The sequence below is a fragment of the Brevundimonas sp. AJA228-03 genome, assembly GCF_017795885.1.
GTDB lineage: Bacteria > Pseudomonadota > Alphaproteobacteria > Caulobacterales > Caulobacteraceae > Brevundimonas.
In genome coordinates this window covers 1711048-1724150 of sequence record NZ_CP059297.1, presented here as the reverse complement: position 1 = coordinate 1724150, position 13103 = coordinate 1711048, and the positions used below count along the sequence as shown (strand labels likewise).

Genomic DNA, 13103 nt, shown 5'->3' with positions numbered 1-13103 from the left:
CAGCACCGCGGCGACCGCTCAGCGCCTGTCAGGATGCAGGATTCCTGGCTTTGGTCAGGGCCGCTTCGACCGTCGACACGAGTGTGTCGCGCAGCAATGGCTTTGGCAGAGTGACGTCGGCCCCAAACACGACCGCGGGTCGCAAAAGGATCGAACGTTCCATGCGCCCACCGCTTGAAATGGCGACGATTGGAATCGTCGACCCCGCTGCTCGCAGCGCCATGATGGTCTCCAGACCATCCACGTTTGGCATGAGCATGTCGACGATGAGCAGATCGACCACGACGGCAGCAATGAGATCCAGAGCCTCCCGACCATCCGCGGCTTCAAGGACGGTGTGACCGACTGCACCGAGGAACTCGCAAACGGTCAGCCTGAGGATTGGATCGTCGTCTGCGATGAGAATCTTTGCCATCGACTATGCCGCCCTTGCTTCGGGGAACGGCAGGTTCGCAAGGTCGGTCGGGCGGTGGAAGAAGTACCCCTGCATCATGTGAACGCCAGCGATCCGGAGGAACTCCGCTTGTTCGGCTGTCTCTACGCCTTCACTGACGACGGTCATACCCATTGCGCGTCCCACGCCGATAACCGCGTGGATGATGGCAGCGGAGGCGGAATCCTCAGTGCAGGATTCTACGAAGCTGCGGTCAATCTTGAGCGTGTTAAAGCGGAGCGCCTTCAACGCATGCAGGCTCGTGAAGCCTGTTCCAAAGTCATCCAGCGCGACCGAAACGCCTTCCGTCCTGAGGGCATCGATCGTCCTTGCGGCGGCGGTTACGTCCAGCATGGCTGTTTCGGTGACTTCAATCTCCAGACGCTCCGCCGGGAAGTTGCCCGTGTCGAGGGCGCGCCTGATCCGGCGCGCGAAGCCCGGGTGCTGGAACTCGCGGGCGGAGGCATTCACTGAAACGCGCATGCCGGGTCGATCGTTCATGTCGCGCATAACGGTGCTCAGGACATGATCGGTAAGGGCATCGATCCCTCCGGCCGCCTCCAACGCAGGGATGAAGGCGTCGGGTCGGCGCATGCCATCGACCGGATCGATCCACCGGACCAGTGCCTCGGCCTTGCCGGCAGGGTTTCCGCGACGGTCAACCATGGGCTGGTACGCCAGGGTGATGTGTCCCTGCGCGATGGCCTTTGCCAGTGCGTCTTCAAGACTGGCTGGTGCCACAGCAGGGGATAGATCATCGTTCAACGCCGCGAACGTTTTCTGAAGCAGAGCAGCGATCGCGTCGATCCTCTGAACCTTGGCCTCTCCGGCCTCCGATGCGAGCTCCAGCGTCTGGGCTGCCTGGGCAACGGCTGAGGCCCCGAGGCTCAGGCTCATGGATCGGAGCGCGTGGGCCGCGCGCCCCACACCGGTCTGATCGTCCTGACGCAGGGCATCGATCATGTCCTGTATGCGTGCCGGCGCGTTCTCAGCGTAGAGCTTGTGAACCTTTTCGACGAAGTCACTTCGCCCGTTCGCCTTCATCGCCATCAGTTCGGCTCTGACGACCGGATCGAACAGGTCGTGATCGACCATGGCATGATCGAGGCTCATGAACTCGGGAGACGGGACGGTCGTTGAATAGGAACTGCAGTGGCGCGCCAGTTCGCCCGCGATGTCGGCCAGGGAGAAGGGCTTGTGAATCTGGCCATCCATGCCGCAACCGCGCCATGCGTTCGCCGCAGCCCCGACCACGTGCGCTGTCAGGGCGACGATCGGCACACGCGCTCGACCGCTCTGTGCTTCTTCTGCCCTTATCCTGCGGGTTGCCTCGAACCCGTCGAGGCCCGGCATGGAGCCGTCCATCAACACCAGATCAAAACCCTGCGACCGCACACGCTCGAATGCCTGGAGGCCGTCCTCTGCGGTTTCTACTGTGACGGCCAAACGGGTCAGGGCCTCCGAAGCGACCTCGCGATTGACGTCTGAATCATCAACGACGAGCACACGGGCACCTGGATAGAGCGTCCGCGCCGCGCTGGCCGCGGCGGATTCCTCCAGTTGTGGGCTTTCCCCACGCTCCAGTTGTCCAAGCAGAACCAGAAGGTCGGCGCGGCGAAGCGGGCGGACCACAGTGCAGGCGTCAGGATGTTTGCGTACCACCTCTGCGGCTTGCTCGTCGTCCGAGCACACAGCGATGGTTGACGAGTCCTCAAATGCGAGAGCCGAACCGAAGCCGGACAGGGCTGTATCGGCGCATCCGATGCCAAGGGCCTGAAGATAGCGAGACAAAGCCTCACCGGTAATCCCGTCGATATCCTTGACGTGCACAGACCAGTTGGTCGGGAACGAGGGGAGACCGGGCTCTCCGACGCAGGGCAAGGGTGCCACAAAGGCAAAGACCGAACCTTTCCCCACCGTGCTGGTCAGGTTCCAGGTCCCTCCCATCGACCTGACAAGGCGGTCGCATATGGCCAGCCCCAGTCCTGTCCCGCCGTGCTTGCGCGTGGTGGTCTGGTCTTCCTGGGTGAAGGCGTCGAAAAGGGACGGCAGCCGATCAGCCGGAATCCCCGGTCCGGTATCCGAAACAGCGACGCGGACTCCGGCAGGATCCTGGGTAATCGAGACAAGAACGCCGCCTGACTCGGTGAACTTGATTGCGTTGTTCACCAGGTTGCCGATGACTTGCCGGAGTCGAACCGGATCTCCCAGAACGGTTGACAGCGCCGGGTCAACGAAAACAGCAAGGTCGAGGCCCTTTTCACGGGCCTTGGCGGCAAACAGGCTTGCGACATCCTCCGCAGCCTCGGCCAGGTCCAGCTCTATAGACTCGAGATCAAGTTTGCCGGCCTCTACCTTGGAAAAATCAAGTATATCGTTGATGATACTCAATAGAGACTGGCCAGATTTTGATATTGTTCCCGCGTAACGATTGAGGCGCGGCGGAAGTTCAGACTGGGCCAGCATCTCGCTCAGCGCGAGGATTCCGTTGAGCGGTGTTCGGATTTCATGGCTCATGACCGCCAGGAAATCCGATTTTGCGGCATTGGCCATTTCTGCGGCGTCTCTTGCCACAACAAGCTCTGCGGTCCGGGCTTCAACCTCGCTCTCGAGGCCGGCGACATGAGCCGCGATCTGCGCGTCCCGCTCTCGGATGCCGACAAGAAGCGTGTCGAAGCCATTCACAAGATCAGCGACCTCCCCGTCGGCCTGAACGGCTACGGGGACAGAGAAATCGCGGGTCGTATGCAGCCGCTTGACCAGGCCGGCCAAGGTCACGATGGGGCGCGTGATGCGATGCGCCAGCTGAAGCGCGACAAGCAGGCCAACGCCAACGGCAGCGAGCGCTCCGGCGAGAGACGCCCATACTGTCGAGAACAGTCGGGATTGAAGGTTCGGAATTCGTGAGAACAGTGTGATCGAGCCGACGGTCTGACCCTCGCTCACGACAGGCGCGGTCACTTCCAATGAGCCGGTCCTGAGAATGCTCCAGAGGGACGGACGATCGTCGTCTGCGGAAACCTGTGTATCGCTCAGGAGTCTTGCGCCGCCGCCCGTCTCTGCCAACAGCCCGCCGGCCCCTTCGAGGCGCGCATAACTGATGTCGGGCATCTGGCTCACAGCCCGTATGGCGACGAAGGCTCCTTGCTGATCCTGCTGCTGAACAGCCTTTGCGGACAGGGAGGCGATGACGTGAGCCGTCTGGGTCAAGCGGTCGGTCTCAAGGTCCGCCTGACGCCTCAGCTCCATCCAGGTAGAGACCAGTGCTGTAGTCACGAAGGAGATCAGGAGCGAAAGCAGCACGGCTCCGGCCAGCTTTCTGGCCAGCCCAACCTTCATGAATCGGAATTGAATGGTCAGGGGCTTGCACTCGGTGGATCACGCGATTGCAACGATACTCGACGTTAATGACTAAGCGCTTAAGTGTGTTCATCGATCTTTTTGGGACGCTGTAAGTCAGCTGTGAGACACGCAGATGTCGGGCTTTTTCTACGTTCTGAGCGAGGAGGCGCGTCTGCTGTTCGTCGACGACGATCCGATTCTGAGGGAGTTCGCTCAGGTCAACCTGTCGTCCGCACTCGCCGAGGTAGACGTCGCCGCTGACGGGATCGAAGCCCTGGAAGCCTTGTCGCGGCGTCCGTACGATGTGTTGCTGGTCGACCTGCACATGCCTCGGATGGATGGCTTCGCCTTGCTCGCCGCCATCCGCAATAATCCGGAGACCATCCATCTCCCCGTGATCGTGGAGACCGGTCGCGAAGATGTTGAGGCCATTGATCGTGCCTATCAGGCCGGAGCGACCGCCTTCGTCACCAAGCCGTTGAACTGGCGGTTGCTCAGCTACCAGATCCGCTACACGCTCCGAAGTGCCCGTGCCGAAGCGGCGCTCCGCGCCGGGCTCGAAGCCAGCAGGGCGGACTAGGCGATGTCTGGCTTCACGGAACTCTGGAGGCGCGTGACGGGTTTTGCCCGACACGAGGGCGGGCAGGTGGCGCTCATCTTCGCTCTCGGGCTGCCCGCCCTTGCCACGTTGGTCGCCGGTGCCATTGACCTCAATCGGGTCGTGGCGGACCAATCGCGATTGCAGGACATGGCGGACGCAGCCGCTCTGGCGGGGGCTGCGGAACTCGCCTTTGCCGTCAATAGCAACGTAGCGGTCCAGCGGATGGGAGGCCGGGTCGAAACCGAAATCACCGAGTGGGCCAACGGACCAAAAATCACCGAAATGTCCCGGGTCATAGACAAGGACGGGCAACGCATCATGGAGGTGCGGCTGAACGGTGTCTCGCCGTCCTTCTTCATGAACCTGCTGCCGCCGGGCGGATGGAAATACTCGGTCGTTTCGAGAGCGGTTTCGGTCGCACAGACACCACTCTGCGTCCTTGGGACCGGGACTTCCGGCCAAATGATCTACCTCGTGAACAACTCCAACATCAAGGCCCCGGACTGTGGCGTTCACTCCAACGCAGACATCCGGGTCCTGGGCGCTGGGCGCATAGAGGGCCGCAGGATCCAGGCGGTGCTGTCTGCAACCGGCGGGATCATGACACCGTCGCCCGGGGATGGAGCCGCCCCGATTGCCGACCCGTTCAGCGCCATGAGTTTCCCGTCGACAGACTCATGTCCCTTCTACGGCAACGGACAGGCTAACCCCGTAATCTATGAGGTAAATGGCAGCACTTCCTATCTCGAACCGGGGATCCATTGTCGGCCCATAATCGTGAAGAACCAGGCCACCCTGGTCCTAAGACCCGGAGATCATTTCTTTCGAAAAAGCGTTACGCTACAAGGTAATGGTCGCCTGGAAGGAGAGGACGTCTTTCTCTTCTTTGATCACGGCTCGGACCCACTTTTCGGTGGCATACGCGCGAAAGTGAACCTGTCCGGTCGCAAGCGAGGTCCCTATGCGGGCATGGTTATGGCAACTATTGGTGGCAATACTCCAGACATTATTCTCCCGGGAAGCGTTGTGGAGCGACTTCTGGGGGTCGTTTATGTTCGGAACGGATTTCTCAATGTCAACGGCAGCGGCGTCGCCGCCGAGGACAGCGCCTGGACGGTCATCGTGGCCAAGGGGATCAGACTCCAATCCCCGGCGACGATTCGGATCAATGCCGACTATGAAAACAGCGACGTGCCTGTCCCCAACGGGGTTGGCCCGAATACTGAAGGAATGGGCGGGGACCGGACCCAGCTTGTCAACTAGGTTTTCCGTCCCGAAGTGCCCATTGGTCCATGGATGGCAGGGTGGGGACGGCGGGCCCCGCCGCTTCTTCAATCGCCTGGCGATCAGCGGTCCGAACGTGATCGTCCAGCACAGGATCGTCTCATGGCTCACGTCGATCCCGCGTTGCGCCAGGAGCGCCTCGACGTCACGAAAACTGAGGCTGAAGCGGAATTACAGCCAGACGGCATGCCGGATCACATCGGCGGGAAAGCGGTGACGCCTGATCGAAATCGGCTTCACGAAATCTGCCCCCGTCATTGGCTTACGCCACAAATACCGGAGACCTTTCATTGTTCGCCTGACAGCGCAGGCCGTCCACAGATGAAAACACGATCTCCACGCCTGCCTTCCCGAACCGGACTGGACGACACGGCGCAGCAGTCAGGTCGATGGTGGAAATCGCTTCAGTCATAAGGCACCCCAGGCTCGGAAAGGTCACTTGCAAATCGAGATTTATCCATGGGCGACGAGCGTCTCCATCCGGTGCTAGGATCGACTCGACCCGTCGCAGATCGGGCCGAAGACAAAGACGATACTGCGTGGCGCCTCCCTCCACCCGCGACCTTATCATGGGCAATCCCGTTGCCCGCGCCTTCGCTGTGACCGGCGACGCCTGGACCCAGCTGATCCTGCGCGAGGCCTTCTATGGCGCGCGACGCTTCTCCCAATGGCGCGAGCGGCTGGGTATGCCGAGGAGCGTCCTGACCGACCGGCTGAACCGGCTGGTCGCCGCAGGCCTGCTGGAACAGCGCGAAGCCAGGGGCTCGGCAACGCGGATGGAATATCGGCTGACCGAGATGGGGCTCGACATGTTCGGGGTCGCGGTCATGCAGGGCCAGTGGGAGCGAAAATGGGCGCGTTCGCCGCTGCAGGAACGCTACGCCCTGGCCTTCTACGACCGGGAAGCCGGTGGGCGGGTCGAGCCCGCGGTCTTCGACCACGAGGGCGGTCGACCTATCGAAATGCATAATGTGCGCTGGGAGGCGCGCGAGGGGCTGACGCCGATCGCGCCGCCGACCTCCCGCCGCCGCCGGACCCAGCCGATCGAGACCGACCGGGCCATTATCGACCGCTCGACCGACATCATGGGCGATTACTGGAGTTGGGCCGTTTTGGCCGCCGCCTTTTTCCGCCTGCGCCGGTTCGACGAGATCCACGAGGCATTGGGAGTGGCGACCAACATCCTCGCCGACCGGCTGAAGACCATGGTGCTGCAGGGGGTTCTGGAGAAGCGGCTCTACCAGAAGGCACCGCCGCGGTTCGAATACAGGCTGACCGAGGCAGGCCGCGATCTCTATCCGATGATCATGGCCATGCATGGCTGGTCGGAGCGCTGGCTGTGCCCGGGCGGCTCACCCGTGAGGCTGATCGAGACCGGGACGAACGAGCCGATCGCGGCGGTGGTATGCGACCTGGCGACGGGCAGGAAGATCGATCCCCGCGCCATCCGCTGGGAAGTGGAGGCGGCGGCACCGGTCGAAACCAGCGCCGCCTGAACTCGATCAGAAGCTGCGGCTGAACGTGATGCCCCATGAGCGCGGTGGGCCGAAGACGCTGAAGCCCACGCCCACATTCTTGATGATGTGCTGCTGGTACTCCTCGTCGCCGAGGTTCTTGCCGTAGACGGCGACCTTCACCCCGTTTGCGGCTTCCCACGAGGCATAGGCGCCGATCAGGCTGTGGGCCGGCGACCGGACCTCGGGGTTGTTCGAAGGGTCGAAGAAGAAGTCGTCCGTCCATTGATAGTCGATGCGGGCCGCAAGCTCACCGCCCCACATGTCCCACTCGCCATCGGCATAGAGGGTGTACTGGCTCTCCGGCGAGCGCGGCAGGGTCAGGCCGTTGTACAGAAGGATCGAGGCGCCCGACACAGCGTTCGACGTGTACTGGGCATCAAGCGATGTGTAGGAGCCGCCTATCGTCACGTTGTTCGTGACCGCAAACGCGCTCTCGATCTCATAGCCGTTGACCTCGGCCTGGGCATTGGACGTGACCAGGTTCAGACCCAGCAGTTCATAGACCTGCAGATCGTCGTACTCGAGCCGGAAGGCGGCGGCGTTGAACCGGAGCCGGCCGTCCATCACAGTCGATTTGAGCCCGAGCTCGTAGTTGTCGAGCAGTTCCGAGCGCAGCGGCCTTCCGGCCTGGACGCCCGTCTGTGCGGTCGACGGGAAAGATCCGGCCTTGTAGCCCCGGTCATAGGATGCATAGAGGCGCACGTTGTCGAGCGGCTCGACGGCCAGGGCCAGCTTCCAGGTCGGTTCCTCGAAACTGGCCTCGGCCCGAATGTTGTAGGGCGAACCCGTCGGCCCCAGCGGGATGCCGACGGGCGGGTTCAGCCCGAGATCATTGTCCAGCGCGACCTGATGGATCTCGCGCTCATCATGCGTCCACCGCGCGCCAAGGGTCAGTTCCCAGATGCTGGCGAACGGAATGGTCGCCTGGCCGAAGGCGGCATAGCTCGAGTTCGAAGCCTTCTGGTTGAAGGTGGTGTCACCGCCGAATGATGGCGGGGCGATCGGCAGGGCGGCCTGAACGATGAAGCGCTCCGAACGGTCCACGTCCTCGCTGAAGTAGTAGACGCCGGCGACCCAGCTGATGGCCGAATCTGGCTTGGAAACCAGCCGTACCTCCTGGCTGAACTGGCTGGCGTCTTCCGTGGCCCGGTCGTCGACCATCAACGGGAAGTTGGGGAACGGCAGGCCGCCCAGATTATCGCGCCAGCTGTATTCGTTATCGCGATAGGAGGTGAGGGAGACGACGTCGAACGCCTCGGCCGCATACTCAGCCCGCACAGTGGCACCCCAGTTATCGCGGTTCTGATAGTTGTCCGCCGAGGAGTAGCTCTGGCGAACATCCAGTCCGGTGCGCAGGCTGTTGACAAGGGCGACGAAGGCCGGAGCGGTACGCGACGTTGTGACCGGAATACGGGCATGGCCGTCCATGCGGTCACGGGAAACATCGACCGATCCCGTCAGCGTCCAGGGTCCGGCCTCGGTCAATAGCGACACGCGTGCGCCGAGCTGGCGGCCGCCTTCCAATCCCCGTCCCGAGGGTACATTCTCGGCATAGCCGTCGTTGGAGTTGACGCGGACAGCCAGGCGAGCGGCCGAATTCTCGCCCATCATGCGGTTGATCACCGCTTCGCCGCCCCATTCGTTGAAACTGCCGTAGCGCAGCAGCGCCATGGTCGAGTCTTCCAGTTGGGGCTTGCGGGTATAGACGTTCAGCGCGCCGCCCGAGGCATTGCGGCCGTAGAGGGTCCCCTGGGGGCCGCGGAGGACCTCGACCCGCTCGACGTCGAGAAAGGCCAGGGAACTGGCACCCGCACGACCGATAGACACTTCATCGATGGAGATGCCGATGGACGGGTCGCTGGCGGCCGAGTCGCTGGTGGTGCCGACGCCGCGGATGTAGAGCTGGGGCTCGCCGATGTTGAACTGGGTCAAGGTCACCCCCGGTGCCTTGGACGCCACGTCCTGGATGCCCTGGGCCGCCGTGCGCTCCAGCGTCTCGGCGTTGAAGGCCGTTATGGCGATCGGCACGTCCTGCAGTGACTGTTCGCGACGCTGGGCGGTGACGATGATGTCGTCAAGCGAGGCGGCGTCGTCCTGAGGTGCGGCCGTTGCAGTGCTTTGAGCGAAGGACGGCGTGGCCAGGCCGGCTGCGAGAATCAGCACGGCGGCAGACACAGTTTTCCCGATGATAGTCTTCATGTTGGCGGTCCCGTTCCCATGATTGGCTTCCTGTTTGCCGGAAGCTCTGCCGAGAGGCTTGCGCCAACAGACCATATTTGCAAGTCCTTTTATGCAAGCGTTGTGCGAGGAGGGTTCATGGTCGACCGTTCGTTGGAGAACCGTGTCGTCATCGTCACGGGCGCGGGGCGCGGCCTGGGACTGGCCTATGCGCTGGATCTTGCAGCGCGCGGCGCGAGCGTGGTCGTGAACACCCGGCCCAAAGCACAGGGCAAACCCGCCTCGGCCGATGCGGTGGCCGAGCGGATTCGCGACGCGGGCGGCAGGGCCGTGGCCTGCGCCCTGGCAGTCGAGCAGGACGGCGCCGGAGACCGGCTTCTGGCTGCGGCGCTGGAGGCGTTCGGCCGCGTCGACGGGTTGATCAACAACGCCGGCGTGCCCGAAGCGATGAGCCTGCACAAACAGAGCGTCGAACAGGTCCGCAGCGTTTTCGACATCAACTTCTTCGGGACATTGACGGCGACCCTGCCGATCTACCGGCACATGCGCGAGCAGGGCGCGGGACGGATCGTAATGACCACCTCTGCTGCCGGCCTGCACGGAGTACACGGCATGGCGGCCTATTCGGCGTCGAAGGCGGCGGTGATCGGCCTGATGCGGGTCATCGCCCTGGAGGGGGCGTCCAAAGGCGTCCACGCCAATGCGGTCGCGCCCTACGCCCTGACCGCCATGACCGAGAAATACGTCGATGACGCCACCGCCGCGGCCATGCCGGCCGAACTGGTCGCGCCTGTGGTCAGCTGGCTGGTCAGCGAGCGTTGCCTGTTGAACGGAGAAACGATCGTCGCGGGAGCCGGGCGTGTGCGACCGACCTACAGAATCGAAGGGCCAGGTCTGGATTTCGGGCCCAACACCGATATCCCGTTGGCCCGGTTTGATGCCGTCCGGGAGACCCTCATGTCCGCCGAGACCTGGACCTGCCCCGGTGACGGCATCACGGCCTTCGAGGAATTCCTGACGGCGAAACCCCCACTCGCCGCTACCGCCTGACTTGCGTTAAGATACCTCCACGCGTAACTTGCCTTTCTGGATGGATGGAGCTTGAGCCATGGCCGACGATGCCGCCGTAGCCCGCAGAATATCAACCGGCGAACTGACCGGCCCGAATACTCTGAACCCTTATCTCCAGGGCCTTTACGAGCCCGTCGCCGCCGAGACGACCGCGCTGGAGTTGACGGTCATGGGTGAGATCCCGAAAGATCTGCACGGATCTTTCGTCCGCAATGGTCCGAATCCTCACGAGACACCGGTGGGGATGCACCACTGGTTCGATGGCGACGGCATGGTCCACGCCGTCTATTTCGAGAACGGAAAGGCCGAGTACCGCAACCGTTATGTCGGCACCGCCGACTATCTCGCAGAGAAGGCCGGCAAGGTGATCGGCGCCGGCGGAGTCCTGATGCCGTCAGCGAAGTCCCGGGCGGATTCGACGCGGGGAGAGCTCGTCTACAAGGACACGGCCAACACGGACCTGGTGTTCCACAACGGCTCGCTGATGGCCCTGTGGTATATCTCCGGCAAGCCGGTTCGGGTCGATGCGCGCACGCTCGAGACCCTGGGCAACGAGACCTTTGGTGGGGCCCTGCCGCGCCATGTCTCGGCCCACGGCAAGGTCGACCCAAGGACGGGCGAGTTCTGCTTCTTCGACTATTCCCTGACCGAGCCGTGGATGAGTTGGGGCGTGGTGTCGAAAGACAACGTCCTGACCAACTTCCAGCGCGTCGATCTACCTGGTCCACGCCTGCCGCACGACATGGGGCTGACCGAGAACTACATCATCCTGCATGACCTGCCGGTGGTCTTCACCGAGGGCGGGCTGCGCAATCACATGTGGCAGATCAAGGTCGCCGATCAGCCGGCCCGGTTCGGCGTTGCGCCGAAAAACGGCACGGGCGACCAGATCAAATGGTTCCAGACCGAAACCTGCTACATCTATCATGTCGTCAATTCCTGGGAGGATGGCGACGAGGTGGTCATGACCGCCTGCATGATGCAGCCGAACGGCTTCCCGCCGAACCCGGCCTATGGCCCCTACGCTTCGATGGTCAATGTCCTGGCACTGAATGCCGTGCCCGTCGAATGGCGGATGAACATGGTCACGGGCGAGGTGAAGAAGCGTCAGCTCGACGACCGCATCGGCGAGTTCCCGGTGATCAACCTTGACTACTCCGGTGCCCGCTCCAGGTGGTCCTATCATGTGTCGATGGCACCGGAGGAGTTGCAGCGCTTCGACGGGCTCCTGAAGTATGACCTCGTCACGGGGCAGGCACAGGAACACAAATTCGCTGATGGCGTCGGGGGCTCGGAACCGGCCTTCGCGCCGCGCATCGGCTCGACCTCCGAAGACGACGGCTATGTCATTGTCTTCGCCACCGCGCCCGACGGGACCTCGGAGGTTCAGGTTCTGAACGCGCAGGACTTCGACAAGGGGCCGATTGCGCGCATTCCCCTGCCGGTGCGCGTACCCGCGGGCTTCCACGGAACCTGGGCACCCGGCGACCAGATCGCGGCCTGAACCGGACCTCGGGAGAGTAGCTTGTGACCGCCTATATTCTCGACGCCGTACGGACGCCGCGCGCCAAGGCCCGCCCCGACGGCGGCCTTGCCTCAATGAAACCTCACGAACTGGTCGGGGGCCTGATTGACGCTCTGGACGCCCGCAACAATGGTCAGGCAAGGAAGGTCGATGCCCTGATCCTGGGGGCCGTGGGTCAGGTCGGGGCGCAGGGCGCGAACGTGGCCCTGGTCACCAAGATGTACGCCGGCCTCCCGGACGACGCCTATGCCTACTCGATCAACAACTACTGCGTCTCGGGCCTGACCGCGATCGGCCAGGCGGCGCAGATGATCGAGGCCGGCGGGGCGAAGACCGCCCTGGCCGGAGGGGTCGAGATGATGTCGCGCGTTCCCTTCATGGGCGACAAGGCCGACTATTACGAGGACGCCAGCTTCCCGCCGCGCACGCGCTACATTCCCGTCGTCGTCGCCGCCGACCGGCTGGCCGAGGACATCAACGTGACCCGCGAGGAGATGGACGCTGCGGCCCTGACCTCCCAGCAGAAGACGGCGGCTGCCGAAGGGACGCCACTGGTCAGGTCGCGCATCCCCCTGAACGGCCTCGACAAGGAGGAACCGGCCCGCGCCTCCACCACCGCCGAAAGCCTGGCCGCCATGCCCGCCGCCTTCGGGGCCCTGGGTGAACAATATGCCGAGGCGCTGGAAGGGCGGGTCATAGACCACCGCCATACCGTCGCCCACGCCCCGCCCATGTGTGACGGCGCAGCCCTGGCCATCGTCACCGGCGAGGCGGTGGGTGCCCGTGCGAAGATCGTCGCCTATGCCGAGGCCGGAGGCGATCCGGCGGCCTCCCTGACGGCCGGCTTCACAGCCATGGATCGCGCTCTGGCCAAGGCCGACCTGAGCCTCGACGACATGGACCGGATCGAGTTCATGGAGGCGTTCGCCGTCACGATCGTCAAGTTCATGCGCGAAAGGAAGGTGGATCCGGACAGGGTCAATGTCGGCGGTGGCCACATGGCCAAGGGCCACCCGATGGGTGCGACCGGCGCGATCCTTCTGTCGTCGCTGCTGGATGCGCTCGACGTCTGCGAAGGCCGCTACGGCATCGTGGTGGCCCATGGCGCGCAGGGCGTGGGCTCGGCCATGATCGTCGAGCGAATAGCCTAGG

9 protein-coding genes and 1 pseudogene are annotated in these 13103 nt (G+C 63.4%); 6 read left to right on the top strand and 4 right to left on the bottom strand.

The window, feature by feature from the left end; all coding sequences use genetic code 11:
* Positions 1-28: 28 nt before the first annotated feature.
* The gene (locus HZ989_RS08485) at positions 29-415 is read right to left on the bottom strand and encodes a response regulator (protein WP_209320427.1); all 387 of its coding nucleotides are present in this window, start codon (positions 413-415) and stop codon (positions 29-31) included.
* A 3-nt stretch (positions 416-418) separates the two neighbouring features.
* Entirely contained in the window at positions 419-3772 is a 3354-nt protein-coding gene (locus tag HZ989_RS08480; RefSeq protein ID WP_209320426.1) for an EAL domain-containing protein, read from the bottom strand.
* 136 nt (positions 3773-3908) lie between these two features.
* Here HZ989_RS08480 and HZ989_RS08475 point away from each other — a divergent pair, with 136 nt between their 5' ends.
* Both HZ989_RS08475 and HZ989_RS08470 read left to right on the top strand, forming a co-directional pair.
* On the top strand, positions 3909-4355 hold the full coding sequence (locus tag HZ989_RS08475) for a response regulator (protein ID WP_209320425.1): 447 nt from the start codon (positions 3909-3911) through the stop codon (positions 4353-4355).
* Positions 4356-4358: 3 nt separating this feature from the next.
* Positions 4359-5639, top strand: coding sequence for a TadE/TadG family type IV pilus assembly protein (locus tag HZ989_RS08470; RefSeq protein WP_209320424.1), 1281 nt, complete (start codon positions 4359-4361; stop codon positions 5637-5639).
* Between the two features lie 60 nt (positions 5640-5699).
* Here the strand turns inward: HZ989_RS08470 and HZ989_RS15190 are convergent.
* Positions 5700-5918, bottom strand: a pseudogene (locus HZ989_RS15190) (IS6 family transposase); the annotation flags it as partial.
* 281 nt (positions 5919-6199) lie between these two features.
* Between HZ989_RS15190 and HZ989_RS08465 the strand changes: the two are divergent.
* Positions 6200-7156: a helix-turn-helix domain-containing protein gene (locus HZ989_RS08465; protein WP_245162324.1), complete on the top strand. Its 957-nt coding sequence runs from the start codon at positions 6200-6202 to the stop codon at positions 7154-7156.
* 6 nt (positions 7157-7162) lie between these two features.
* On the opposite strand, the gene HZ989_RS08460 is transcribed toward HZ989_RS08465, so the two are convergent.
* On the bottom strand, positions 7163-9376 hold the full coding sequence (locus tag HZ989_RS08460) for a TonB-dependent receptor (protein WP_209320423.1): 2214 nt from the start codon (positions 9374-9376) through the stop codon (positions 7163-7165).
* Between the two features lie 117 nt (positions 9377-9493).
* Between HZ989_RS08460 and HZ989_RS08455 the strand changes: the two genes are divergently transcribed.
* Genes HZ989_RS08455 through HZ989_RS08445 form a run of 3 tightly spaced genes read left to right on the top strand, consistent with a single transcriptional unit; the run spans position 9494 to position 13102 of the window.
* Positions 9494-10405 (top strand): SDR family NAD(P)-dependent oxidoreductase, encoded by a 912-nt coding sequence (locus HZ989_RS08455; protein WP_209320422.1) that lies wholly within the window; start codon positions 9494-9496, stop codon positions 10403-10405.
* A gap of 58 nt (positions 10406-10463) precedes the next feature.
* Positions 10464-11930, top strand: a complete 1467-nt coding sequence (locus HZ989_RS08450) for a carotenoid oxygenase family protein (protein ID WP_209320421.1) — start codon at positions 10464-10466, stop codon at positions 11928-11930.
* 23 nt (positions 11931-11953) lie between these two features.
* Positions 11954-13102 carry an acetyl-CoA C-acyltransferase gene (locus HZ989_RS08445; protein WP_209320420.1) on the top strand — a complete coding sequence of 383 codons (1149 nt, stop codon included), beginning with the start codon at positions 11954-11956 and terminating at the stop codon, positions 13100-13102.
* Position 13103: the final 1 nt, after the last annotated feature.